This is a genomic window from Pseudomonas sp. McL0111, from assembly GCF_052567255.1.
Window position 1 is genome coordinate 5,681,225 of the sequence record NZ_CP199585.1, and the last position, 24,356, is coordinate 5,705,580.

Sequence of the window (24,356 nt, forward strand, 5' to 3'; positions counted from 1 at the left end):
TATTCGACACGCGAATCAAGACTGCGACGGTCATCACAAAACCGTTCTATTGCTCACAAGCTAGTAGACGCCCAGCAATGGGGCACGGATTAAATGGTGTTAATACTTTAATACTAGGGCCGTCTAAACCGGGGGTTTCGGCCAGCAAATACTAGGCTGGAAGGCACTCCAACGCCCCTGTGGGAGCGAGCCTGCTCGCGAAGGTTTCGTGCCATACAACGCTGGTTTAAGTGATCGACCGCTTTCGCGAGCAGGCTCGCTCCCACAAGGGGAAAATCGATCTGCTCGGGAACTTGGTACGCCTTGTGCAAACGTTTGCGAGCCGCCTGGAACGGCTTTTTCGTAACAAAACCGTACAGACCCGCAGATCCCGGGCCTCGATCCGCAAAAAAGGACTTTGAATGCACGCTGCCTCCTCTCCTCGCGCCCCTTTTGTGCGCACGTTTGCTGTTTCCTTGCTACTGACCGGCGTTACCGGACTTCTCAGCGCCAGCGCTTTGGCACAACCGGCGTTGCCGGAAGAGTCCGCCCAAGGTGAAGCCCTCAGCCCCGAAGCCAACCCGCCGAAAAAAGGTGCTTACCTGTCGGACTGGTTCAATCAGGATGTGACCCTGATCGGCAGCAAAGACATCAGCTTCGGCCCGCAGCCGGCTGACGACATCTACCTGGAATATGAGTATTTCGGGCGCAAGGGCCCGTTCGAGCTGTATGGCTACATCGACATCCCGAAGATCTTCAACATCGGCAACAGCCACGACAAAGGTGTGTGGGATCACGGCTCGCCAGTGTTCATGGAACACGAACCGCGAATCTCCATCGACTATCTCGCCGGGCGCAGTCTGGCCATCGGACCGTTCAAGGAATGGTATGTGGCGTTCGACTGGATCTACGACAACGGCAGCAGCAAAGCCAACCGCGCCAACACCCTATACAGCGGTTTCGGCACCGACATCGACACTCGCTCGCGGGTCAATCTGTCGGCCAACCTGTATGGGCGTTACCAGTGGGAAAACTACGGCGCGAGCAATGAATACTCGTGGGACGGCTACCGTGCCCAGCTCAAGTACATCGTGCCCATCGACAGCTACAGCAACGGTGCGTCGCTGACCTACATCGGCTTCACCAACTTCGATTTCGGCTCGGACATTCACAAGGACAATCCGGCGCGCACCGCCAATGCCACGGTGGCAACCAACGTCCTGCTGTACTCGTTCACCCATTTGCGCTTCACCCTGGTGGGGCGTTATTTCCACAACGGCGGCAACTGGGAAGACGGCAGCGAGCTGAACTTCGGCGACGGCAATTTCCGCGCCCGCTCAAACGGCTGGGGTTACTACGCCGGCATCGGTTATCAGTTCTGATTTCAGGAGATTTTTATGCAAGCAATGATGCGTCTGTCGCTGGCCGCTGCGGCCCTGCTCTCTTCCACCGCTTGGGCGAATGAAGCACCGATCCAGCCGAAAGTGATGCTGATCACCATGTTCGCCCCCGAGGCGCAGAACTGGATCGATCGCCTGCAACTCAAGCAGGAAATCCGCGTGCCGGGCCTGTCCGCCGAATACCCGACCATCCGCTGCAACACGCAGCAGGTGTGCCTGATGACCACCGGCATGGGCCAGACCAACGCCGCCGCTTCAACGCTGGCGCTGGCGTTGTCGCCAAAATTTGACCTGCGCAAAAGCTACTTCCTGATCGCCGGCATTGCCGGCATCAGCCCGAAACACGGGACCATCGGCACCGCCGCGTGGGCGCATTATCTGGTGGAGTTCGGTACCCAGTGGGAACTCGATTCGCGTGACGTGCCTTCGAGCTGGCCGACCGGTTACATCGGCATCAACACCAAAGGCCCGAACGAAAAACCGCCGCTGGATTACAAGACCGAAGTCTTCGAACTCAATCCGAAACTGCAGGCCAAAGCCTTCGCCCTGAGCCACAAGGTCGAACTGAGCGAAAGCAAGGAGTCGGCTGCATGGCGCCGCAAATATCCGTCCGCCCCGGCCAATCAACCACCGGTCGTGACCCGTTGCGACACGCTGGCCGGCAATACCTGGTTCTCCGGTACGCGTCTGAGCGAACGCGCCGAAGTCTGGACCAAACTGCTGACTGACAACAAAGGCGAATACTGCACCACCCAACAGGAAGACAACTCCACCTACGAAGCGCTGCTGCGCGCCAGCCGCGAAGGTCTGGTGGACGTGCAACGTCTGGCGGTGGTTCGCGCCGGCTCCGATTTCGACCGCCCTGCTCCCGGTGGCAGCGAAGTCGACAACCTGCTGAAGTACGCCGATCAGGGCGGCTTCGTCCCGGCACTGGAAAACCTCTATCGCACGGGTAATCCGCTGGTGCAGGACATTCTCAAAAATTGGTCGGCATGGGAAAACGGCGTCCCGCAATCCTGAGATCAACGCAGTACAACGTGTGGGAGCTAGCCCGCTAGCGATGGCGTCTTTCCAGTCAACATCTTCATCGATTGTTTGATGGCTATCGCTAGCAGGCTAGCTCCCACAGGGTTTTCGGTGATTTCAGGGGATCAAAATGATCTTGTCACCGCCACCCTGATTCACTTCGGTATAACGTTCCAGCCCTTCAGCCAACGGCGATTCCACCAGGCCCTGCGGCAACGGCAGCAGATCCTCATCGAAAAACCGCCCGAACTGATCGAGCATCGCCGCGCACGCAGCGACGCCGTACAGCAACGAGTTGATCCCGACCACCGAACCGCCCTTGCGATACAGCGCCAGTGCCGGCAACTGCACATGACCATCGACCGGTGCGGCGATGATCGCGATGCGCCCGAAAGTCGCCAGCGCCGCGACCGAGGCCGGCAGCCAGAAACCGGTGGTGTCGAAAATCACATCAGCGCCACCGGCGTAAACCGCATTGACCTGCGCACCGAGGTCTTCAGGCTGATCCAGTTGAATCGTCTGATAACCCTGCGCCTGCAAATCCTTGACCTGCTCCGGCCGCCGCGCCGCCGCCAACAGTTGCGCACCACGAACCTTGGCCAGCGCCAATGCCGCCGTCGCCACTGCCCCGCCGCCGATCACCAGCAAACGGGTTTGCGCCGTTACCAGACTGCGTTCCAGCGCATCCCATGCCGTGGTGTACGGCACGCCGAGGCTGGCGGCCTGGGTGAAACTCAAATGCGTCGGTTTGTGCGCCACACCGCTGGCCGGCAGTTTGACGAACTGCGCGTGCGAGCCGTCAGCGAAGAAGCCCAACTCTCGCCCGGTGCCCCAGACTTCCTGACCGATCAGCGCCTGCGGCCCTTCAACCACCACCCCGGCAAAATCGCGGCCGGGAATCCGTGGCAGCGTGGTGTAAGGGAATCGGCCGAGCACGTTTTTCACATCGCTGGGGTTCAGGCCCGCAGCCTTGATCTGCACCAGAACTTCGTCAGCGCCCGGCACCGGGGTCGGCACCTCGACGTAACGCAGGGAAGACAAGTCGCCGGTTTTATCGAATTGCAATGCTTTCATGAATACGTCCACCGAAGGAAAAAGAGGAATTTCAGGACAACCAGCCAGACACCAGTTGCCGGCCCATCGGCCACAACTGCTCACCGGCCAGCATGCCCAGCAGACCAACCAGCGCGATGGCCGGTGGCGCAGGAGAACGAAAATCCAGCGCGCCATAGAGCAGGCCGACGCCCAGTCCGATGGCCAGCGAAATCAGGTAGTTCATGGGACAACTCCGCCGCTTGAAAGGAATGGGCAGAGTCTAGGGAAGGTTCGGTGAAAGCGTCGGCCAAGGACTTCTGAATTTCGGCCAAATCCCGGAGTTCGCTGTAGAACCCTGTGGGAGCTGGCTTGCCAGCGATAGCGGTGTTTCTGCGACGAAGATGCTGAAAGTGACGACGCCATCGCTGGCAAGCCAGCTCCCACAGGTTTTGTGCAGTTGGGTCAATCCACGGTGAACTGCGACGGCGCCACGCCCAGCTCTCTGCGGAACATGTCGCTGAAGCTGCTCGGCGAGTAGCCCAGCTCGCGGGCAATGACACTCACCGCCACGCCCTGAATCAGCTCGGCCACCGCCGTCGCCAACTGCACCTGGCGCCGCCATTCAGCGAAGCCCATGCCCAGACCGTCCTTGAACAAGCGAGCCAAAGTACGCACGCTGGCTCCGGCGTTTTCCGCGTGTTGCTCAAAGGAGATATCCAGCGACGGCGCCGCCATCACTGCCTGACACAGATGCATCAAACGCCGGTCGGAATCGTCCGGTAACGGGATCTTCAACTGCGAACGCCTTGCGCGTTTCAGCTCAAGCAAGGCCAGCCCGACCAGCGCCTCGTAATATTCCGGCGCACCGCTATCGCCCTGCTCCACCAGCCCGACGATCAACTCACGCAGCAGCCCGCCGACCTCGATCACCTGCACGCTGTCATCGAGCGTCGCGGCAAGGGCCGGGCGCAGGTAGATATTACGCATCTGCAAATCCGACACCACCCGAATCCCGTGCGGCACCCCCGGCGGCAACCACACCGCTCGTTGCGGCGGCACCACCAACGCCTCATGCGGGGTCTCGACCCACATTACCCCGCTCATCGCATACAGCAATTGCCCCCAGTCATGCTCATGCGGCTCGATAAACAAGCCACGCGGATACGTCCGCGCCAGCGGCTGCACCGGCACATCGGGATTACTGAAATCAGGGGGCGCAGCGAGGGCCATGGTGAGCAATCATTGGGGTTGGCGAAGCCGCCATGGTAACCAGTCGCTTACGGCGTCGCCAATGATAGATACCGTCGGACAATCCGAGTGAATTTTCCCGGTGCGCCGCGATCCTTCTAATACCACAGGGAGGAATCAGGGCTTTATGAACAACGCAAAACTCTACGTCATCGACTACACCCTTCACGGCAGCCCCAAGTCGTTCATTATCCGCTCGGACAAAATGGACAACGCCGAGGCCTGGCACTGGGCAAGCTGCGACGCCGGCGTGGGCCGCATCCCGCGTTTTGGCCGCGAGAAGGTACAAAAAACCAGCAAGCCGATGGCAGAAAAATTCGGCGTGGAAAACGTCAGCTGGCGGCCGACGAGCTAGGCTTCACTGAAGATTCGAATCAAACGGGGGAACGTGCATGACCATCACCTACAGTCCGGCGCATCTGGACTACGGCCTGGACACCTTCTTCGGTCGCATCACCAAAAGCATCGAATGCGAAGTCGGCCTCGAAGCCGTAGTCGACGACCCCTACCGCTTCGCCCTGCGCGTACCGGCCCCCGTGCCGGACGACCTGCATCAGGCGACTATCATCGTGGTTCACGTTGAAGGCAGAAAATTGCAGGGCATAGTCCGGCATATCGAACGGCTGGACGACGAAAGCCTGAAACTTGAAGTGGAGCCTGATTAGGCTCCACTTTTTTATGGCACAGCTTTTATCGGCAATGCTCAGCCATGGGCGCACTTGCAGCCCTTGCTCGAACACTCTGCGCCATTCTCATGATGATGGGCACACGCCTCACAGCAAAAATGTTTGCCGTGGCGCACAACTGGATGCTCACCGAGCTTGCAGTTGCATTTCGGACAGTCACAGGTTTTATCGGACATAAAGGCAGACTCCAATTGTGATGGTCGTCCAGTGCGAAAAACGCACCGTGCGTCACAGTGTAGATGGCCGGGGGGTACCTGGGTTCAATCCGAACGCACACTACTGCGATACATAAACACCAAAGCCAACCCCAAACACCCCATCGCCAACACCCGACTGGAAGAAAGCTCAATCGCCGGATTGCCCAACCAGCCAAAATTATCAATCAACATGCCCATCCCCAACTGCCCGACAATCACCGCCACCGTCGCCACCGCCGTCCCCACCCGCGGCACCGCGCCAACCATGACCATCATGTAAACCACCCCGAACAACGCCCCGCTCAACTGCCATTTGGGCACATCCAGTAAACTCAGCGCCTGCGCCGGCTCGAAAAACAAAATCAACAGCCCCGTCGAAACCGCGCCCACCACAAACGTCAGCAGACTACTGCGCAACACCCCGACCGATTCACCCAGCCGCCCATTGATCGCCGCCTGCACACTCAGCACCGCACCGGCCAACACCACCACCGCCAACAAAATAACCAGACTCATCATCAACCCCGCGCTATCAGAACAAGTGCCACCACAATCAACCCCAACGCCAGCCAACGCTCAGCGTTGACCTTCTTGCGCGTGGCACCGAACCAGCCGAAATGGTCGATCAACACACTCTTGCCAACCTGCCCCGACAGAATCGCAATCATCGTCATCGCAATGCCGATATGCGGCGTCGCCAGCGTCAGCACCACCACATACATCGGCCCGAGAAACCCGCCAATCAATTGCCAGCGCGGCAGATCAGTCAGTGCCGGGCCCTTCTGCGGCCCCGCAAACAACAGCAGCAAAAACAGAATCGCCGAGCCGACACCAAAGATGCTCAATGTCGCCCACAGATGCCCGACCTGCTCACCCAACGGGCCGAGCAACCCGGCCTCCACCGACAACCCCATGCCCGCCAGAATCACCAGCGGCAGCAGCAACAAGCGCAAACCCGGTTTAGTCACCGGCTGCACCACATTTGCTTCGTCCAACGTCTGCATAACCACACCCTGTCCAATAAACGATGGCGCGGATTATCGGCTGGCACAGCTGTGCGATAAATGGGAGCATCCGGACAACACTTTTGCGCAACTCGCACAACAGGATCGATCATGCACGGGCTCAACGAACTGGGATTCAAGGCGCTAAGGCTGTTTGTCGCCGTACTCGATCACGGCAGCTTTTCCGAAGTCGCCCGCCGCGAAGGCGTGGCGCCCTCCTCGATTTCCCGGCAGATCCAGTTGATGGAACAAGCGCTGAATCAGCAATTGCTCTACCGCCACACCCGCGCCGTCACGCCGACCGAAGCCGGACGAATGCTCGGCCACCATGCGCGGCTGGTGCTGGTACAACTGGAAGAAGCCGAACAGGCGTTGCAGGAACAGCAAAGCGAACCCACCGGTCTGGTGCGGATCAACGCCCCGGTGGTGTTCGGCCAACGGCATTTGACGCCGTGGCTTGGCCAGTTGTGTGAGCGCTATCCGAAACTGCAACTGGATATCCAGCAGACCGACCACTACGTCGACCCGCTGCAGGAAGGCGCGGACTTGCTGTTCCGCATCGGCCCGCTGCACGACTCCAGCATGCAGGCGCGGATTCTCGCGCCACACCGCTTTCAGGTCGCCGCCAGCCCGGCGTATCTGCAACGCCACGGCACGCCTCAGCACCCCGAAGATCTGGCGCAGCATCAATGCCTGGCCTATAAAGGTGCGGCCGGCCAGCAGCGCTGGTTTTTCCGCCGCGAGCAACAGGACTGGACACCGTATTCGGTCAAAGGCCCGATCACCGGCAACCACGCCGACACCCTCACACAAGCCGCCGTGCAGGGCCTGGGGCTGGTGATGTTTCCGTCGTGGCTGATTGGTGAAGCGGTACGTGAAGGCACGCTGGTGCCGGTGTTGCGGGAATATCAGGTGTCGAACAGCCTTGAGCCGCAACAGATTGCGGTGCTGTGGCCGGGGAGCCGGCGGCTGTCGGTGAAGGTGCGGACAGTGATCGATTTTTATATCGAATGCTTCGGGGCCATCCCCTACTGGGACAGACCCTGAACCCTACACAAAACCAATGTAGGAGTGAGCCTGCTCGCGATCGCGCCAGACCAGTCAACATATCTGGCGACTGATACACCGCTATCGCGAGCAGGCTCACTCCTACAGGGTTGTGCGGTGTTCTTTAGATGCGGAACTGGCCAACAAGCTGACCAAGCCGCTGCCCCAGATCCGCCAGACTGCGCGATGTCTGCGCCCCCAGTTGCGTTTCATCCGCGACGTTATCCACCGCCACCGCAATCTGATGCACGCTGCGGTTGATCTCTTCCGCCACCGCCGTCTGCTCTTCGGCAGCACTGGCAATCTGGGCGTTCATCGAGTTGATGGTGGCGATCAGATTGGCCATCGCATCCAGCGACGCACCGGCCTGATTAGCCTGCGCCGAGGTGCCGTCACCCGCTTCGCTGGAGCGGCGCATCGCTTCCACCGCCGACTGTGTACCGGCCTGCAAGCGATCGATCATCCCCTGAATTTCCTGAGTGCTGATCTGCGTGCGACTGGCCAGCGCGCGTACCTCATCGGCAACCACGGCAAACCCGCGCCCGGCCTCACCGGCTCGTGCCGCTTCAATCGCAGCGTTCAGCGCCAGCAGGTTGGTCTGTTCGGCAATCGAACGGATCACCCCAAGCACGCCAACAATCGAAGTCACGTCCTGTTGCAGGCTGTCGAGGGACACGCCGCTGCTGCGAATATCATCCACCAACGCATGAATCTGTTTGATGCTGCCGGCCACCACACGTTTGGCGCTCTGGCCTTCTTCGTCGGTCTGCTGCGCAGCGACCGCCGCGTTCTGCGCGCTCTTGGCGACTTCCTGGGCGGCGGCGGACATTTCGTTGATTGCCGTGGCAACCTGATCGGTTTCGTGGCGCTGACGTTCCATCGCCTTGTCCGAGCGCTGCGCCTGATCGGAGACTTGCGTCACCAGCCCGGTCAACTGCGTGGTCATCTCGGTAATCTGCCGCACCAGACCATGGATCTTGTCGACGAAGCGGTTGAACGAGCCGGCCAGTTCGCCGAGTTCATCCTGGCTGGTGATGTTCAGTCGGCGAGTCAGGTCACCCTCACCGGCAGCAATATCATCGAGGTTGGCTTTCATCAGGGTCAGCGGGCGCAGGATGGTATTGGCGAGGATCATGCCCGCCGCCGCGATTACCAGCAGCACCACCACCGCCACGCCGACGATGCTCAGGATCACGCCTTGCACGCGCTCCTGCACCTGCGCCTCGACCACCGCGACTTGCGCTTCGATGCCGTCGAGGTTGACCGAAGTACCGACCGCCATGTCCCACTTCGCCAGGTATTCGGTGTAACCGAGTTTCGGCACCTGCACCTGGGCATTGCCCGGCAGCGGCGAGCTGTATTGCAGATAGTGAGTGCCGTCCTTCGCCACTTTCACCAGGCCGAGGTTGACGTAGACGCCGTTCGAATCGCGGTTGTCCTTGAAGCTCTTGCCCACGCCGTCAGGGTCGTTGGCCTTGAACAGGCGCACGGTCTCGGAGTCGTAGCCGAAGAAGTAGCCGTCCTTGCCGTAGCGAATCCCCGACAGCAGTTTGATCCCCTGCGCCCGCGCATCGGCGTCACCGGGGGCGGCGGCATCGTACAAAGGTTTGATCGTGGTCATGGCCACGGCAACGTAGCTTTGCAGGGTGGCTTTGGCGTCGTTGAGCAGACGTTCGCGGGTCTGCTCGACTTCCTTGTGTGCCTGTTCTTGCAGAATGAACAGCGTGGTCAGGCTGATGACCACGGCAAAAAGCAAGACCGGAAGGACGGCAAGGGACAGGACTTTAGCCTTGAGACTCAGGCGCATTGGGGGCTCACTCTTTTGGTTTTATTGGGCGTGCTTAAAGGCTTTAACGGCACGCGAAACCAAAAGTTGAGCCAAGGATTCAACCCCGCCCCTGTGGGAGCCAGCCTGCTGGCGATTGCGATGTATCAGTCACCAGATGTCTGACTGGTTTGACGCTATCGCTAGCAGGCTAGCTCCCACAAAGGATCAGTGCGGTATCAGAGGACCATTGCGGCCACCCAGCCGAATGCGAGCAGCGGCAGGTTGTAGTGCAGGAACGTCGGCACCACGGTGTCCCAGATATGGTGATGCTGACCGTCGATGTTCAAACCGGAAGTCGGGCCGAGCGTCGAATCCGAGGCCGGCGAACCGGCATCGCCCAGCGCCCCGGCAGTGCCGACGATGCAGACAATCGCCATCGGACTGAAGCCCAGTTGCACGCACAGCGGCACAAAAATCGCTGCCAGAATCGGCACGGTGGAAAACGACGAGCCGATGCCCATGGTCACCAGCAACCCCACCAGCAGCATCAACAGTGCGCCGACGCCTTTGCTGTGGTTGATCCACGATGCCGACGATTCGACCAGCGTCTGTACTTCGCCGGTGGCCTTCATCACTTCGGCGAAACCGGAGGCGGCGATCATGATGAAGCCGATCATCGCCATCATCTTCATGCCTTCGGTGAACAGATCATCGGTTTCACGCCACTTGACCACACCCGACACCGAGAAGATCAGAAAACCGGCCAATGCCCCGATAATCATCGAGTCCAGCAACAGTTGAACGATGAACGCACAGGCAATCGCCAGACCAGCGATCAACAGGCTCAACGGGTTGTACTGCACCGCGACTTGCTCGACCTGTTCGATCTTCGACAGGTCATAGACGCGCTTCTTGCGATAGCTGAAGAACGCAATCGCCAGCCCCGTCATCATCCCCAGCGCCGGAATGCCCATGGCGTGGGTGACATTGATACCGCTGATGTCAACGCCACTGCGGGCGACGTTGGCCAGCAGGATTTCATTGAGGAAGATGTTGCCGAAGCCCACCGGCAGGAACATGTACGGCGTAATCAGACCGAACGTCATCACGCAGGCAATCAACCGACGGTCGAGTTGCAGCTTGGTCAGTACATATAGAAGTGGCGGCACCAGCAACGGAATGAACGCGATGTGGATCGGGATGATGTTCTGCGAGGCAATCGCCACCACCCACAGCAGGCCGATCAACAGCCATTTGACGCTGCCACCGCCCGTTGCGTGTTGACGATCAACCATCGCCAGCGCCTTGTCGGCCAGTGCATGCGCGAGTCCGGACTTGGCAATCGCCACGGCGAAAGCGCCGAGCAACGCGTAGGACAACGCCACGGTAGCGCCGCCACCCAGGCCGCTGTTGAACGCCTTCAGGGTGGCGTCGATGCCCAGACCACCGGTCAGGCCACCCACCAGCGCGCCGACGATCAAAGCGATCACCACATGCACGCGGGACAGGCTGAGGATCAGCATGACGCCGACCGCAGCAATCACTGCATTCATTTCGTTACCTCAAAAACACTGCGATGAAGTTTTCACCGCCAGACAGAATGAGTCCGCCAGAACATCATCGGCGGATTTGCAAAGAGGGTCTTATTAGAAGGGCGCGCACTGTGCCGCAGAGTGGGCGCGGTGTCAAAGCGACTGCCTGATACCTGGATGGCAAATGTCCATTGTGGCGAGGGGATTTATCCCCGTTGGGTGGCGAAGCCGCCCCCTGCAGATCGTCCAGGAAAATCAAACAGGCAGGTTTTGCGACTGCTTCGCAGCCGATCGGGGATAAATCCCCTCGCCACGGAAAGCGTTCAGCACTGCAAAGTGCGGCAATTCGCCATATTGTGTTTCAAGGATAAAGAAAGCCGAAACGCGGCCGTTACAGTGCAAAGTCTCAGATATTTATCGAATAAGGACGCTCTCCATGTCGCTCAGACAACTTTCCATCCAATGGAAAATCACCCTGCTCGCCGGGCTGTGCCTGGCCGGCATCGTGACCCTGCTGGTGGGTCTTTCGCTGTATCGCATGGAGCACAGTTCTGAACTGGTGAAAGCTTCGAGCATGGAAATGCTCACCGAATCAGCCCAGTCGCGCATCGAATCCCAAGGCGAAGTGCAGGCCCTCGGCATTCGTCAGCAGTTCATGGATGCCTATCAGTACGGCCACGGCTTCTCGCGCCAGGTGTTGTTCCTGCGTGAACAGGCTGAAAAACGCTTCCTCGACGCCTTCGATCTGCGCGAAGACATGACCCGTCAGGTGAAGTCGGCGCTGCAAGCCAACCCTGACCTGCTCGGTTTGTCGCTGGTGTTCGAAGCCAACGCGCTGGATGGCAAGGATGAACTGTTCGCCGGTCAGGCCGAACTCGGTAGCAACGACAAGGGCCGTTTTGCTCTGTACTGGTCGCAGCCGACCCCGGGCAAAGTCACCTCGATGGCACTGCCGGAAAGCGACATGGCCGACACCAGCACCGGCCCCAGCGGTCAGGCGGCCAACGCCTGGTTCACCTGCCCGCGCACCACGCTCAAACCGTGCGTGATCGAACCGTACTTCTATGTGATCGACGGCCAGAAGGTGCTGATGACCAGCATCGTCTTCCCGCTGATGGTCAACGGCAAAGTCATCGCCTCGCTGTCGGTCGATATCAACCTCAACAGCCTGCAAGCGGTCAGCCAGAACGCCAGCAAAAAGCTCTATGACGGTCAGACCGCCGTGAGCATCGTCAGCCCCGCTGGCCTGCTCGCCGGTTACAGCCCAGACGCCGGCAAACTCAGCCAGCGTCTGGATGCCGTGGACAAAACCAGCGGTGCCGAACTGTTGCGCCTGCTCGCCAACAGCAGCCAGGTCAACAGTCTGCACAGCAATGACCAGTTGAAAGTGCTGTCGCCGTTCCAGCCGATTCCCGGTGGTCCGTCGTGGGGCGTGCTGCTTGATGTGCCGGAAAAAGTTCTGGTGGCGCGAGCCGAAGCGCTCAAACAACAACTGGACGCCAGTAACAACGCCGGCACTTTGATGGAACTGGGCCTCGGCGCCATCGCCGCGTTGATCGGCCTGTTGCTGGTGTGGCTGATGGCGCGCAGCGTGACCAATCCGATCCTCGGCGTGGCGCACATGCTCGAAGACATCGCCAGTGGCGAAGGCGACCTGACCCGTCGTCTGGCGTACGACAAAAAGGATGAACTCGGTCAATTGGCCGGTTGGTTCAACCGTTTCCTCGACAAGCTGCAACCGATCATTGCCGAAGTGAAACGCTCGGTGCAGGACGCGCGCAACACCGCCGACCAATCCTCGGCCATCGCCACCCAGACCAGCGCCGGCATGGAGCAGCAATACCGTCAGGTCGATCAGGTTGCGACTGCGTCCCACGAAATGAGCGCCACCGCCCAGGACGTCGCTCGCAGTGCCGCGCAGGCCGCCGAAGCCGCGAAGGACGCCGACCGCGCTACCCGTCAGGGCCTGACCGTGATCGACCGCACCACCGCCAGTATCGACACCCTCGCCGCCGACATGAGCGCGGCAATGGTTCAGGTCGAAGGCCTGGCCGCCAATAGCGAGAAGATCGGCGCGGTGCTGGAAACCATCCGCGCCATCGCCGAACAGACCAATTTGCTGGCGCTCAATGCTGCCATCGAAGCGGCGCGTGCCGGTGAAGCCGGACGTGGTTTTGCCGTGGTCGCCGACGAAGTGCGCAACCTCGCCCGCCGCACGCAAGAGTCGGTGGAAGAAACCCGTCAGGTGATCGAACAGTTGCAAAGCGGCACGCAGGATGTGGTCGGTTCAATGGGCAACAGCCATCGTCAGGCGCAAGGCAGTGTCGAGCAGGTTGGCCAGGCCGTGACGGCGTTGCGTCAGATTGGCGACGCGGTAACGGTCATCAGCGACATGAACCTGCAAATCGCCAGTGCGGCGGAAGAGCAGAGCGCGGTGGCTGAGGAGATCAACAGCAACGTGGCGACGATTCGTGATGTGACAGAGTCGTTGTCGGAGCAGGCGAACGAGTCGGCGCGGGTGAGCCAGTCGCTCAATAGTCTGGCGAATCAGCAGCAGAGCCTGATGGATCAGTTCCGGGTTTGATGCGAAACGCCCGCTCACCACAAATCCCTGTGGGAGCGGGCTTGCCCGCGATGGCGGTGTGTCAGACACACAAATGTTGAATGTGCTGACGCCATCGCGGGCAAGCCCGCTCCCACAGGTTATGCAGTGACCTTGGGATCGATGCTAGCGCCGAGGCAACTCGATCACCACTTTCAACCCGCCCCACTCGCTCTCGCCCAGCACCAGTAATCCGCCCCACGTATCGACAATATCGCGCACGATCCCCAGCCCCAACCCATGCCCATGGGTCTGCTCATCCAGCCGCGTCCCGCGACTAAACACCTGAGCGCGTTGCTCTTCAGGAATCCCCGGCCCGTCATCTTCCACGCACAGGGCGAAACCGTCAGTGCGCTCAATCACGCTCAGGCGCACTTCGGCATCCGCCCATTTGCAGGCGTTATCGAGCAGGTTGCCGAGCAGCTCAAGCAGATCCTCTCGATCCCAAGGCAGTTGCAGCCCCGGCGGTGACACGTAGCTCAACGCCAGATGTTCGCCGTGGATCATGTTCAGCGTCGCCAACAAACCCGGCAGTTCCGCATCGCAATCAAACAGCGCGCCCGGCAGCGCATCGCCGGACAACCGCGCACGATTGAGCTCGCGATTAAGCCGCTGCTGCACCTGTTCCAGTTGTTCCTTGAGGACCTTGCGCAATTGCGGATGAGCATCAAGCTGTTCGCTGGACGCCAGACTCAACAGCACCGCCAACGGCGTCTTCAATGCATGCCCCAGATTGCCCAGCGCATTGCGCGAACGCTTGAGGCTGTCTTCGGTGTGCGCCAGCAAATGGTTGATCTGCGCCACCAGCGGTTCCAGTTCCACCGGCACTTGATCATCAAGTTGCGAACGCTGGCCTTGTTGCAGTTGGGCGATTTGCTCACGAGCCTTTTCCAGCGGGCGCAAGGCGCGGCGCACGGTGATCCGTTGCAGCAGCAGAATCAGCAGCAACCCGGCCAGCCCAAGGCCCAGCCCGATCTGACGCATACGCTGAAAACTCTCGCGCACCGGCGTGTAGTCCTGAGCGACGCTGATCGAAATCGACTGGCCTAGCCGTTTGTAATCCGAACGCAGCACCAGCAATTGCTGGCCATCCGGGCCCAGTTGCAGGTTGCTGTGCAAACCCGGTTGTTCCAGCAGCGGCAAGTCCTGATCCCACAACGAGCGGGAGCGCCAATGGCTCTCGGCGAAATCGATGCGGAAGTAATGCCCGGAAAATGGCCGCTGATAGGCCGGCGACAGATGCCGCTCATCCAGCTGCAAACCCTGCGGGCCGCGAACCAGCGCCACCAACAGGCTTTCGCTGTCGTTACGCAGTCCGGCTTCGAGGTAGCGCTGCAAACCCATTTCGAACAGCCACAAACTGGTTTGCGCCAGCACCAGGCCGACGATCACCATCACGCTGATCAAACCGAGGCTCAAGCGGCGCTGGATCGACCTCACTGCGCTTGCCCGCCGAACAGGTAGCCCTGACCGCGACGGGTTTCGATCACGCTTTTGCCAAGCTTGCGACGCAGGTGATTGACGTGGACTTCGAGGACGTTGGAGTCACGCTCGGTTTCGCCGTCGTAGAGGTGTTCGGCGAGGTGACTTTTCGACAGAATTTGCTCGGGGTGCAGCATGAAATAACGCAGCAGACGGAATTCGGCAGCGGTCAGCTGGATGTCGGCACCGTCGCGGGTGACACACTGGCGACCTTCGTCCAGATGCAGACCGGCAGCCTTGAGCGTCGGCTGATTGGCCTGGCCCTTGGAGCGGCGCAACAACGATTGCACCCGCAGGTGCAGCTCTTCGGGGTGGAATGGTTTGGTCAGGTAATCGTCGGCGCCAGCCTTGAGGCCTTCGATGCGCTCGGCCCAGGAGTCGCGAGCGGTGAGGATCAGCACCGGGATCGCCAACCCACCGGCCCGCCATTGCGCCAGCACTTCAAGCCCGGGAATACCCGGCAGGCCGAGGTCGAGAATGATCAGGTCATAAGGCTCGCTGCTGCCCTGATGGACCGCGTCGCGCCCGTCCGCCAGCCAGTCCACCGCATAACCCTGACGCTGCAGGCCAGCGAGCAGTTCGTCGGCCAGCGGTACGTGGTCTTCCACCAGAAGCAAACGCATCGATCAATCTTCCTTGTCTTTCAGTAATTCACCGGTATCGGCCTTGAGGTGCAGCTCACGCGCCACACCTTCGACGGTCAGCAACTCGACTTCATAAACGTAGACGTCGTGCTTCTCTTCCAGCTCGACTTCCAGCAGTTTTGCGCCGGGATAGCGATCCAGTGCCTGTTGCAGCACTTGCTCCAGCGGCAGGATCACCCCCTGCTGACGCAGGCGCAGGGCTTCGTCCTGATCGAGGTCACGAGCCAGCGCCGTCGAGCAGACAATCACGAGCGCCAGCGCAGTCCGACTGGTGACGCGAACAATAACCTTCATTACGTATCCTGATGATCCTTGAGCACTTGCCCGCTGACCGCGTCTAATTCCAGATCCCAATCCAGCCCCTGCGGGTCGCGCAGTTCAATCTGGTAGATGTACTTGCCGTACTGCTCTTCCAGTTCGGTATCGGTGATCTTCGAGCCGGGATGTCGGGTCAGCGCCGTGGCATTGAGCTTCTCGAAAGACACGATAGTACCAGCGTCGCGCAGGCGCAGGGCTTCGTCGGGGCCAAGATCACGGGCATGGGCGATGCTGGCGGTCAGGCCGATGATCGCGGCGATGGACAGGGCAGTCAGGGTTTTCATGGGTGTCTCCGTATTTTTATGTGTTGCTACGGACGGCACCTTAACGATTTGAACTTAACTGAAACTGAATGGCCATCATCGGCCATGACATCACCACATTGGCAGATTCATGCAAAACCCTGTGGGAGCGAGCTTGCTCGCGAAGGCGGTGGGTCAGCCAATTCAAGTATCGACTGATTGACCGCATTCGCGAGCAAGCTCGCTCCCACAGGGTATGCACTGTGCTTATAATGCTTCGCTTGCTAACGATCGAGACCGGTATGACCGCCATTCACATCAAGTTCCCCGCCCTCACCCTCAAGGCCGGTCCGCGTGCGATGGCGCGCATCCGTGCTCAAGGCCTGAACGCCATCGATGTCGGCACCCTGCCCGGTGCGGCCGGTGGCCCGAAAGCATTGGGGATTCAGGGGCTGGATCTGGCGCTGTTCGGCGAATGGCTGCCGACCGCACCGCGTGAGCGCTCGCTGATCGGCGCCTCGGTCGGTTCCTGGCGCTTCGCCAGCGCCTGTCTGCCGGACGCCGCCGAAGGCATCCGCCGCCTCGGGCATCTGTACACCGAGCAGAATTTCAACAAAGGCGTGACCATGGCCGAGATCAGCCAGAGCTCGCAGCGCATGCTCAATGATCTGCTCGACGGTCGCGATGCGAGCATCCTCAACAATGCCGATTACCGCTTGAACATCATGGTGGTCAAAAGCCACGGGCGTCTGGCGGACGATCATCGTGGCCGGCTCGGCCTGGCGCTGGGCTCGGTGATCGCCGACAACTTGCGCGGCCGCGCACGGCTGTCGCGGCACTTCGAACGGCTGATCATCCACGATCCGCGTCTGGCGCCGCCGGTCCACGCGCTCAACGATTTCCCGTCGCGCTTCGTTGCCCTTGATGCCAATAACCTGCGCCAGGCATTGCTGGCCTCGGGGTCGATCCCGATGGTCATGGAAGGTGTGCGCGACCTGCCGGGTGCCGGTGCCGGCACGTTCCGCGATGGCGGCCTGCTCGACTATCACCTCGATCTGCCTTACAGCGGCGACGGTATCGTGCTTTATCCGCACTTCACCGACCGGGTGATTCCGGGCTGGTTCGACAAGACTTTGCCATGGCGCCGCGCCTCGGTAGAACGCTTGCAGGACGTGCTGCTGCTCGCGCCTTCCAAGGAATATCTGGCACGCCTGCCCTTCGGCAAACTGCCCGACCGGAATGACTTCAAACGCTTCATGGGCGATGCGCCGGCCCGACAGAAATACTGGCGCGCGGCGATGGACGACAGCCGGCGCCTGGGCGACGAGTTTCTCGAACTGACTGCCAACGGTCGCCTCGCCGAGCGCTTGCTGACCCTTTAGTCAGCACGGCCAAACACAAGCTGGTAAACTCGCCGCCTGCCCGAATCGCTGCGGCGAACGCCACCTGAACAGAGCCGAAAACACTGTGGAAATCTTCAAGGAATTTACTTTCGAATCCGCCCACCGCCTGCCGCACGTACCGGACGGCCACAAGTGCGGGCGTCTGCACGGCCACTCGTTCAAAGTGGCGATTCACCTGAGCGGCGACCTCGATCCGCACACTGGCTGGATTCGTGACTTCTCGGAAATCAAGGCGATCTTCAAGCCGCTGTACGAGCGTCTGGATCACAACTACCTGAACGACATTCCCGGCCTGGAAAACCCGACCAGCGAAGTGCTGGCCAAATTCATCTGGAATGAGCTGAAGCCACTGCTGCCGGAACTCAGCGCAATCCGCATCCACGAGACCTGCACCAGCGGTTGCATCTATCGCGGTGAGTGATCCCGAACCACATAAATCCCATTGTGGGAGCTAGCCTGCTAGCGATGAAGGCGTGTCAGTCGGTATTTGCACTGGCTGACCCAGCTCTATCGCCAGCAGGCTGGCTCCCACAGGGTTCTGTGTTTGTGCAGGAAAATAAAGAACAGCCTTCACGGCTGTTTTTTTATGCCTATGCTTTTTGGCTCAAACCCGCCAAGAGCACAGGCCGATGACTGACTGGCTGCTGGATCAAATCTTCGACTTCAACGGGCACCCAGTACGCCATGCCGTGCGCGGCGACGGCCCACCGCTGGTGTTTGTGCACGGCACACCCTTCTCGTCTTACGTGTGGCACCGCATCGCGCCGCACTTTTTCGCCACGCACCGGGTGCATTATTTCGATCTGCTGGGCTATGGCCGCTCCGCACAACCCGACGCCGATGTCTCCCTCGGCGTGCAAAATCAGCTATTGGCGCAATTGTTCGAACACTGGAATATCGAACGCCCGGACGTCGTCGCCCACGACTTCGGCGGCGCCACCGCTCTGCGCACGCACCTGCTTAACGGCAAGGATTACCGCAGCCTGACGCTGATCGACCCGGTCGCGCTCGCCCCTTGGGGTTCGCCATTCGTGCAGCATGTGCGCCAGCATGAAGCGGCGTTCAGCGGGCTGCCCGACTACATCCAGCGGGCGATTGTGCCAACCTATATTCGCGGGGCGATTCACCGCGAGATGCCCGACGCCGAGCTGGCGCCCTATGTGCAGCCATGGCTTGGCGAACCCGGGCAAGCGGCGTTCTATCGCCAGATCGCGCAGATGGATGAGCGCTTCACCCGCGAGGTGGAAGGCCTGTACCCGACAATCCGCTGCCCGGTGCAGATTCTCTGGGGTGAACAGGATCAATGGATTCCCATCGAACGCGGCCGCGTATTGCACCAGATGATCCCCGGCTCACAGTTCCACTCGATCTCGAACGCCGGCCACCTGGTCCAGGAAGACGCCCCCGAAGCCATCGTCGCCGCCCTCCTGCGATTCCTCTAACCCACCGCAATCCCCTGTGGGAGCGAGCTTGCTCGCGAAAGCGGCCTATCAGCCACCACCTGCTTTGGCTGACCCAGCGCCTTCGCGAGCAAGCTCGCTCCCACATTGGGCCCGCGTGCACTCAGGTGCACCGCTTTCGCGCCAAATCCGTCATCTCGTCTATACATAACCTCGCGAATCCGTGACTGGCACGACCACTGCAACCCTTCCCGCGTCCTCCCCTTTTCAGCAAGGAACGCCCCATGACGCAAAACGATCCCGGCAACGATTACCCCCTGAGCGAAGTGCCGATGCACGCGCGCAAGGGCCTGGCTTCCACGGCGATGGTGCTGCTGGGGTTCACCTTTTTTACTGCGACCATGTTTGCCGGCGGCAAGCTGGGAGTGGCGTTCAGTTTCAGCGAGATGCTCGCGGTGATTGTCGTCGGCAATCTGCTGTTGGGGCTGTACGCGGCGGGGCTCGGTTACATCGCGTTCAAGAGCGGCCTCAACTCGGTGTTGATGGGGCGTTTCTGTTTTGGTGAAGTCGGCAGCAAGCTCAGCGACTTGATCCTCGGTTTCACCCAGATCGGCTGGTACGCTTGGGGCACGGCGACCGCTGCGGTGGTGCTCGGTAAATACTTCGAGTTGGATCAGGGCACGGTGCTCGGCTTGATGGTGCTGTTCGGCCTGATGTTCTGCGCCACGGCGTATGTCGGTTATCGCGGACTGGAGATTCTGTCGTACATCGCAGTGCCGGCGATGATGTTGCTGCTGATGCTGTCGATGTGGGTCGCAACAGTAAAGGTTGGCGGATTCGAGGGATTGCTGAGCGTGATGCCCAGCGGTTCGATGGACTGGTCGACCGCCATCACTCTGGTGTTCGGCACCTTCGTCAGCGGCGCGACCCAGGCCACCAACTGGACGCGTTTCTCGCGCTCGGCCAAGGTTGCGGTACTGGCCAGCCTGATCGGTTTCTTTATCGGCAACGGCCTGATGGTATTGATCGGAGCCTACGGCGCCATCGTCTACCAGCAACCGGACGTGGTCGAAGTGTTGCTGTTGCAAGGCTTCGCCATGGCCGCGATGGCCATGCTGTTGCTGAACATCTGGAGTACCCAGGACAACACCATCTACAACTTCGCCGTCGCCGGCTGCAATCTGCTGCGCACTCAGCGCCGTAAAACCGTGACCCTCGCCGGCGCGGTGATCGGCACCCTGCTCGCATTGCTCGGCATGTACGACATGCTGGTGCCGTATCTGATTCTGCTTGGCACGGTGATTCCGCCCATCGGTGGCGTGATCATGGCCGACTTTTTCTTCCGCTGGCGCGGCCGTTACCCGCGACTGGCCGACGCACGGCTGCCGGCCTTCAACTGGCCGGGACTCGGCGCTTACGCGGTCGGCACCCTTGCCGCCTTCAGCTCGCCATGGGTCGCGCCGCTGGTAGGGATCGCCGCTGCCGCGCTAACGTATGTCATCGTCACCGGCGTGCTCGGCGCCCGCAGCGCTGCCGCACCACTACAAGATCTATAAAAGGATTTGCCTGATGCACATCATCAACGCTCGCCTGCGCAATCAGGACGGCCTGCACCAATTGCACCTCGAAGACGGTCTGATCCGCAGCATCGCCCGTCAGACCGAAGCCCCGAACCTGGGGCCTGACGACCTCGATGCCGGTGGCAATCTGGTGGTACCGCCCTTCGTCGAGCCGCACATTCACCTCGACGCCACCCTGACTGCCGGCGAACCGCGCTGGAACATGAGCGGCACGCTGTTCGAAGGCATCGAATGCTGGGGCGAACGCAAGGTCACCATCACCGAAGAAGACACCAAGACTCGCGCCAAGAAGACCATTCAAACGCTGGCTGCCCATGGCATCCAGCATGTGCGCACTCACGTCGACGTCACCGACCCGAGCCTCACCGCGCTCAAGGCAATGCTCGAAGTACGTGAGGAAAGCCGTCACCTGATCGACCTGCAAATCGTCGCGTTCCCTCAGGAAGGCATCGAGTCGTTCCGCAATGGTCGCGAGCTGATGGAAGAGTCGATCCGCATGGGCGCGGACGTGGTCGGCGGCATCCCGCATTTCGAGTACACCCGGGATCAGGGTGTCAGTTCGGTGAAGTTTCTGATGGACCTGGCCGAGCGCACCGGTTGTCTGGTGGACGTGCATTGCGATGAAACCGATGACCCGCATTCACGCTTTCTCGAAGTGCTCGCCGAAGAAGCACGTAGCCGCGACATGGGCGCCCTCGTCACCGCCAGCCACACCACGGCGATGGGCTCTTACGACAACGCCTACTGCGCCAAACTGTTCCGCCTGCTCGGGCATTCGGGGATCAGTTTTGTCTCGTGCCCGACCGAAAGCATTCACCTGCAAGGACGCTTCGACAACTTCCCGAAACGCCGTGGCGTGACCCGGGTCAACGAGTTGCTGGAAGCCGGAATGAACGTGTGTTTTGGCCAGGACTCGATTGTCGATCCGTGGTATCCGCTGGGCAACGGCAACATCCTGCGGGTGCTTGAAGCCGGTTTGCACATCTGCCATATGCTCGGTTACCGCAACCTGCAAAGTGCGCTGGATCTGGTCACCGACAACAGTGCCAAAGCGATGAATCTGGGTGAGCGTTATGGCCTGGAACAGGGGCGTCCGGCGAACCTGTTGATCCTGTCGGCGGACAGCGATTACGAGGTCATCCGCAGCCAGGGCTTGCCGTTGTACTCGATCCGCGCGGGCAAGGTGCTGATGAAGCGGCAGATGCCGGTGGTGGAGTTCAGTGCTGACCTGAACTGAGATTGTTGTTGAGCCTTCTGGCCCCTTCGCTGGCAAGCCAGCTCCCACAGGGTTTGGTGTTGTGCAAACAGTTTGAGGCAACTCACAAAACCTGTGGGAGCGAGCCTGCTCGCGATAGCGGTTTTGAATTCAGCCCATCAACCGCGCCGTACCGAACAATCTGACGCGCACCAACTCACCTTGCACTGCTTCGAGCAAAACCGGCGCGGTACCGCCGGGCATGACGACGTGTACTTCGCCAGCCTCGACCCAGCCCACCCGCCATGCCGCGCAAGCCACTGCGCTGGCGCTGGTGCCGGAAGACTCGGTCGGGCCTTCGCCGCGTTCGAACACCCGCGCTTGCAAGCGATTCGGCGTTTCGAGCATCGCCCATTGCAGGTTGACGCCTGCCGGGCATGGCTGACCTGCGCCGGTCGGCATGGCGTAGGCGATGCTGGTCAAACCTTCGGCCAGCGGTGATTCGCGCATTTGCTCATTACTCGGCAGCGCCGCGATGTCAGCGACCAGCGTCACACAGTGGGGATTGCCGACCCGCACAAACTGGCTGTGAGTCCAGGCCGGATCGAGTTGTGCCAAAGGTTGCACCCGGCTGACTTCGCGGCCATTGAACGGCACTTTTCCAACGCCATGAGCCGCGACCGCTGACGGGCCGAATCCGGGCTGACCAAGGTCGAGCCAGAAACCCTGCACACCGTCGACCGAAGCCGGTTTGACCGAGGTTTCACCCGGTGATTGTGTATCGCTTTTGTCGTGATGCACCCGCAGCAACGCCCCTTCCTGCGGCATCAATCCTTGCTCAAGCAAGGCCTGGGAAAAGATCGTCAAACCGTTGCCACTGCGTTCTGCGAGGGTGCCGTCAGTGTTAACGATCAGCAGGTCAAATGGCGGCGAGTTCTGGAACGGCCCGATCAGCAGACCGTCACTGCGATGGTGTTTGCCGTTGGCCGGGCGCTGGCCTTCAGGCCAATCGCAACAGAGCGCCACTGCCGCCTCGCTCCATGTCTGGCGCGACAACGCGCACTCGGCAGCGGTAGCCGGTAAATCAATTCCCGCGTCACGTAACGCCTGAGGCGAAATCACCCCGTAGATATTGCCCCGTGCATCGTAGAACTGCGTCATCAACCAGCCCTTTTCAAAATTCCTCAAAGACTCCACTGTAAAACGCAATCCCCTGTGGGAGCGAGCCTGCTTGCGAAGACGGAGTGACAGCCGACATCCACGCTGGCAGACATAGCGCTTTCGCAAGCAGGCTCGCTCCCACAGAAAAGCTGTGCAACGATAGGCCACTGAACCGAATCAGCAACCGCTGCGAGCGAACCTCGACGCACGCTCATTGTCATTCGGGGACGCGACGTTTTTTGCCAAGGATCGATATGACCAGCCTCAACTCCCAAGACACTTTCGTCCCCGGACGCCTGCAACAGATTTCCACGCGCATCGCTTTTTTCATCGCCGGGCTCGGTATCGCGGCATGGGCGCCATTAGTACCGTACGCAAAAGCGCGGGCCGGACTGGATGAAGGCACGCTAGGCCTGTTGCTGTTATGTCTGGGGGTTGGTTCGATTCTGGCGATGCCGCTGGCGGGGATTCTGGCCACGCGTTTCGGCTGTCGCCGGGTCGCGACCGGCGGCACCTTGCTGATCTGCGCGGCGTTGCCGTTGCTGGCAACGGTGTCGTCGATTCCGGCGTTGATCGCCACGCTGTTCATGTTCGGTGCCGGACTGGGCACGGTGGATTCGACGGTGAACCTGCAAGCAGTGATCGTCGAGCGGGCCAGCGGCAAGAACATGATGTCGGGGTTTCACGGTTTGTTCAGCCTCGGCGGGATTGTCGGCGCGGCGGGCGTCAGCGCCCTGCTCGGCCTTGGGTTGACACCGCTGACGGCAATGCTGGTGGTGGTCGTGGTGCTGATCGCGGCGCTGTTCAAAGCCGTGCCACACATGTTGCCTTACGGCAGCGAAAGCTCGGGCCCGGCGTTCGCGATTCCCCATGGCATCGTGCTGTTCATTGGCGGGATGTGCTTCATCGTGTTCCTCACCGAAGGCGCGGCGCTGGACTGGAGTGCAGTGTTTTTGACCGAGGAACGCGGAATCGCCCCGGCCTATGCGGGACTTGGCTACGCCGCATTCGCGCTGACCATGACCGTGGGCCGTTTGCTGGGTGACCGGATTGTCCGCAAGCTGGGCGCCACGCGGATCATTCTGTTTGGCGGACTGACGGCGGCAGCAGGTCTGTTTCTGGCAACCTTCGCCCCAAGCTGGCAGGCCTCGTTGCTGGGTTATGCGCTGGTCGGCGCCGGGTGTTCGAACATCGTGCCGGTGCTTTATACAGCGGTCGGCAAACAGACGGTCATGCCGGAGAGCATCGCGGTGCCGGCAATCACTACGCTCGGTTATGCGGGAATTCTGGCGGGCCCGGCGGTGATCGGCTTTGTCGCGCATGCCAGCAGTTTGAGTTTCGCCTTCGGCTTGATGGCGGTGCTGCTGGTGGCAGTGGCGGTTGGCGGGAAAGTGCTGAAGGTCTGAC

General features: G+C 60.6%; 25 protein-coding genes and 2 pseudogenes. 13 read left to right on the forward strand and 14 right to left on the reverse strand.

The features are described 5' to 3' along the window. Positions 1-401 precede the first annotated feature (401 nt). Both ACTWLJ_RS25685 and ACTWLJ_RS25690 read left to right on the forward strand, forming a co-directional pair. Positions 402-1,361, forward strand: a complete 960-nt coding sequence (locus ACTWLJ_RS25685) for a nucleoside-specific channel-forming protein Tsx (protein WP_445178995.1) — start codon at positions 402-404, stop codon at positions 1,359-1,361. A gap of 15 nt (positions 1,362-1,376) precedes the next feature. Next, positions 1,377-2,399 (forward strand): purine-nucleoside phosphorylase, encoded by a 1,023-nt coding sequence (locus tag ACTWLJ_RS25690; protein ID WP_445178996.1) that lies wholly within the window; start codon positions 1,377-1,379, stop codon positions 2,397-2,399. Positions 2,400-2,522: 123 nt separating this feature from the next. On the opposite strand, the gene ACTWLJ_RS25695 is transcribed toward ACTWLJ_RS25690, so the two are convergent. The 3 genes from ACTWLJ_RS25695 to ACTWLJ_RS25705 all read right to left on the reverse strand — a co-directional run bounded on the left by ACTWLJ_RS25695 (position 2,523) and on the right by ACTWLJ_RS25705 (position 4,670). After that, positions 2,523-3,479: a quinone oxidoreductase family protein gene (locus ACTWLJ_RS25695; RefSeq protein ID WP_445178997.1), complete on the reverse strand. Its 957-nt coding sequence runs from the start codon at positions 3,477-3,479 to the stop codon at positions 2,523-2,525. A 31-nt stretch (positions 3,480-3,510) separates the two neighbouring features. After that, positions 3,511-3,684 (reverse strand): DUF1427 family protein, encoded by a 174-nt coding sequence (locus ACTWLJ_RS25700; RefSeq protein WP_080750762.1) that lies wholly within the window; start codon positions 3,682-3,684, stop codon positions 3,511-3,513. 218 nt (positions 3,685-3,902) lie between these two features. After that, a complete protein-coding gene (locus ACTWLJ_RS25705; RefSeq protein WP_445178998.1) occupies positions 3,903-4,670 on the reverse strand; it encodes an AraC family transcriptional regulator in 768 nt (255 codons plus the stop codon). A 145-nt stretch (positions 4,671-4,815) separates the two neighbouring features. Here ACTWLJ_RS25705 and ACTWLJ_RS25710 point away from each other — a divergent pair, with 145 nt between their 5' ends. Next, positions 4,816-5,043 (forward strand): DUF6555 family protein, encoded by a 228-nt coding sequence (locus ACTWLJ_RS25710; protein WP_401210635.1) that lies wholly within the window; start codon positions 4,816-4,818, stop codon positions 5,041-5,043. Positions 5,044-5,080: 37 nt separating this feature from the next. Further along, positions 5,081-5,353: a hypothetical protein gene (locus tag ACTWLJ_RS25715; protein ID WP_445178999.1), complete on the forward strand. Its 273-nt coding sequence runs from the start codon at positions 5,081-5,083 to the stop codon at positions 5,351-5,353. Between the two features lie 38 nt (positions 5,354-5,391). Here the strand turns inward: ACTWLJ_RS25715 and ACTWLJ_RS25720 are convergent, their stop codons facing one another. From ACTWLJ_RS25720 to ACTWLJ_RS25730, 3 genes are all read right to left on the reverse strand, one after another. Then, positions 5,392-5,550, reverse strand: coding sequence for a metallothionein (locus ACTWLJ_RS25720; protein ID WP_401210630.1), 159 nt, complete (start codon positions 5,548-5,550; stop codon positions 5,392-5,394). A gap of 84 nt (positions 5,551-5,634) precedes the next feature. Beyond that, entirely contained in the window at positions 5,635-6,090 is a 456-nt protein-coding gene (locus ACTWLJ_RS25725; protein ID WP_401210627.1) for a DMT family transporter, read from the reverse strand. Then, positions 6,090-6,575: a DMT family transporter gene (locus ACTWLJ_RS25730; protein WP_445179000.1), complete on the reverse strand. Its 486-nt coding sequence runs from the start codon at positions 6,573-6,575 to the stop codon at positions 6,090-6,092. The genes ACTWLJ_RS25725 and ACTWLJ_RS25730 overlap by 1 nt, the downstream gene beginning before the upstream one ends. 111 nt (positions 6,576-6,686) lie before the next feature. Between ACTWLJ_RS25730 and ACTWLJ_RS25735 the strand changes: the two genes are divergently transcribed. Next, positions 6,687-7,622 (forward strand): LysR family transcriptional regulator, encoded by a 936-nt coding sequence (locus ACTWLJ_RS25735; RefSeq protein WP_445179001.1) that lies wholly within the window; start codon positions 6,687-6,689, stop codon positions 7,620-7,622. Positions 7,623-7,746: 124 nt separating this feature from the next. On the opposite strand, the gene ACTWLJ_RS25740 is transcribed toward ACTWLJ_RS25735, so the two are convergent. The 3 genes and pseudogenes from ACTWLJ_RS25740 to ACTWLJ_RS25750 form a co-directional block, all read right to left on the reverse strand. Next, on the reverse strand, positions 7,747-8,568 hold the full coding sequence (locus ACTWLJ_RS25740) for a methyl-accepting chemotaxis protein (protein ID WP_445181416.1): 822 nt from the start codon (positions 8,566-8,568) through the stop codon (positions 7,747-7,749). A gap of 36 nt (positions 8,569-8,604) precedes the next feature. Next, positions 8,605-9,429, reverse strand: a pseudogene (locus ACTWLJ_RS25745) (cache domain-containing protein); the annotation flags it as partial. 197 nt (positions 9,430-9,626) lie between these two features. Beyond that, the gene (locus ACTWLJ_RS25750) at positions 9,627-10,943 is read right to left on the reverse strand and encodes a Na+/H+ antiporter family protein (protein ID WP_445179002.1); all 1,317 of its coding nucleotides are present in this window, start codon (positions 10,941-10,943) and stop codon (positions 9,627-9,629) included. A gap of 1,558 nt (positions 10,944-12,501) precedes the next feature. Between ACTWLJ_RS25750 and ACTWLJ_RS25755 the strand changes: the two are divergent. Then, positions 12,502-12,648 (forward strand): annotated as a pseudogene (locus tag ACTWLJ_RS25755) (HAMP domain-containing protein); the annotation flags it as partial. A 102-nt stretch (positions 12,649-12,750) separates the two neighbouring features. Then, the gene (locus ACTWLJ_RS25760) at positions 12,751-13,506 is read left to right on the forward strand and encodes a methyl-accepting chemotaxis protein (RefSeq protein ID WP_401210711.1); all 756 of its coding nucleotides are present in this window, start codon (positions 12,751-12,753) and stop codon (positions 13,504-13,506) included. A gap of 144 nt (positions 13,507-13,650) precedes the next feature. On the opposite strand, the gene ACTWLJ_RS25765 is transcribed toward ACTWLJ_RS25760, so the two are convergent. Genes ACTWLJ_RS25765 through ACTWLJ_RS25780 form a run of 4 tightly spaced genes read right to left on the reverse strand, consistent with a single transcriptional unit; the run spans position 13,651 to position 16,252 of the window. Then, the gene (locus tag ACTWLJ_RS25765) at positions 13,651-14,964 is read right to left on the reverse strand and encodes a sensor histidine kinase (RefSeq protein ID WP_445179003.1); all 1,314 of its coding nucleotides are present in this window, start codon (positions 14,962-14,964) and stop codon (positions 13,651-13,653) included. Beyond that, complete coding sequence (locus tag ACTWLJ_RS25770) at positions 14,961-15,629, reverse strand: response regulator transcription factor (protein WP_445179004.1); 669 nt, start codon at positions 15,627-15,629, stop codon at positions 14,961-14,963. The genes ACTWLJ_RS25765 and ACTWLJ_RS25770 overlap by 4 nt, the downstream gene beginning before the upstream one ends. A 3-nt stretch (positions 15,630-15,632) precedes the next feature. After that, positions 15,633-15,944 (reverse strand): PepSY domain-containing protein, encoded by a 312-nt coding sequence (locus ACTWLJ_RS25775; RefSeq protein WP_401210610.1) that lies wholly within the window; start codon positions 15,942-15,944, stop codon positions 15,633-15,635. Next, positions 15,944-16,252, reverse strand: coding sequence for a PepSY domain-containing protein (locus ACTWLJ_RS25780; RefSeq protein ID WP_445179005.1), 309 nt, complete (start codon positions 16,250-16,252; stop codon positions 15,944-15,946). Before ACTWLJ_RS25780 ends, ACTWLJ_RS25775 begins: the two co-directional genes overlap by 1 nt. A gap of 260 nt (positions 16,253-16,512) precedes the next feature. Between ACTWLJ_RS25780 and ACTWLJ_RS25785 the strand changes: the two genes are divergently transcribed. From ACTWLJ_RS25785 to codA, 5 genes are all read left to right on the forward strand, one after another. After that, positions 16,513-17,592 (forward strand): patatin-like phospholipase family protein, encoded by a 1,080-nt coding sequence (locus ACTWLJ_RS25785; protein WP_445179006.1) that lies wholly within the window; start codon positions 16,513-16,515, stop codon positions 17,590-17,592. An 85-nt stretch (positions 17,593-17,677) separates the two neighbouring features. Then, positions 17,678-18,034, forward strand: a complete 357-nt coding sequence (queD, locus tag ACTWLJ_RS25790; protein ID WP_007955941.1) for a 6-carboxytetrahydropterin synthase QueD — start codon at positions 17,678-17,680, stop codon at positions 18,032-18,034. A gap of 208 nt (positions 18,035-18,242) precedes the next feature. Further along, complete coding sequence (locus ACTWLJ_RS25795; protein WP_445179007.1) at positions 18,243-19,055, forward strand: alpha/beta fold hydrolase; 813 nt, start codon at positions 18,243-18,245, stop codon at positions 19,053-19,055. A 242-nt stretch (positions 19,056-19,297) separates the two neighbouring features. Continuing rightward, positions 19,298-20,569 (forward strand): cytosine permease, encoded by a 1,272-nt coding sequence (codB, locus tag ACTWLJ_RS25800; protein ID WP_445179008.1) that lies wholly within the window; start codon positions 19,298-19,300, stop codon positions 20,567-20,569. Between the two features lie 13 nt (positions 20,570-20,582). Then, a complete protein-coding gene (codA, locus tag ACTWLJ_RS25805; protein WP_401210599.1) occupies positions 20,583-21,830 on the forward strand; it encodes a cytosine deaminase in 1,248 nt (415 codons plus the stop codon). A 129-nt stretch (positions 21,831-21,959) separates the two neighbouring features. Here the strand turns inward: codA and ACTWLJ_RS25810 are convergent, their stop codons facing one another. Further along, positions 21,960-22,949 carry a diaminopimelate epimerase gene (locus ACTWLJ_RS25810; protein WP_445179009.1) on the reverse strand — a complete coding sequence of 330 codons (990 nt, stop codon included), beginning with the start codon at positions 22,947-22,949 and terminating at the stop codon, positions 21,960-21,962. Between the two features lie 254 nt (positions 22,950-23,203). On the opposite strand from ACTWLJ_RS25810, the gene ACTWLJ_RS25815 reads away from it, so the two are divergent. After that, positions 23,204-24,355, forward strand: a complete 1,152-nt coding sequence (locus ACTWLJ_RS25815; protein WP_445179010.1) for an MFS transporter — start codon at positions 23,204-23,206, stop codon at positions 24,353-24,355. Position 24,356 lies beyond the last annotated feature (1 nt).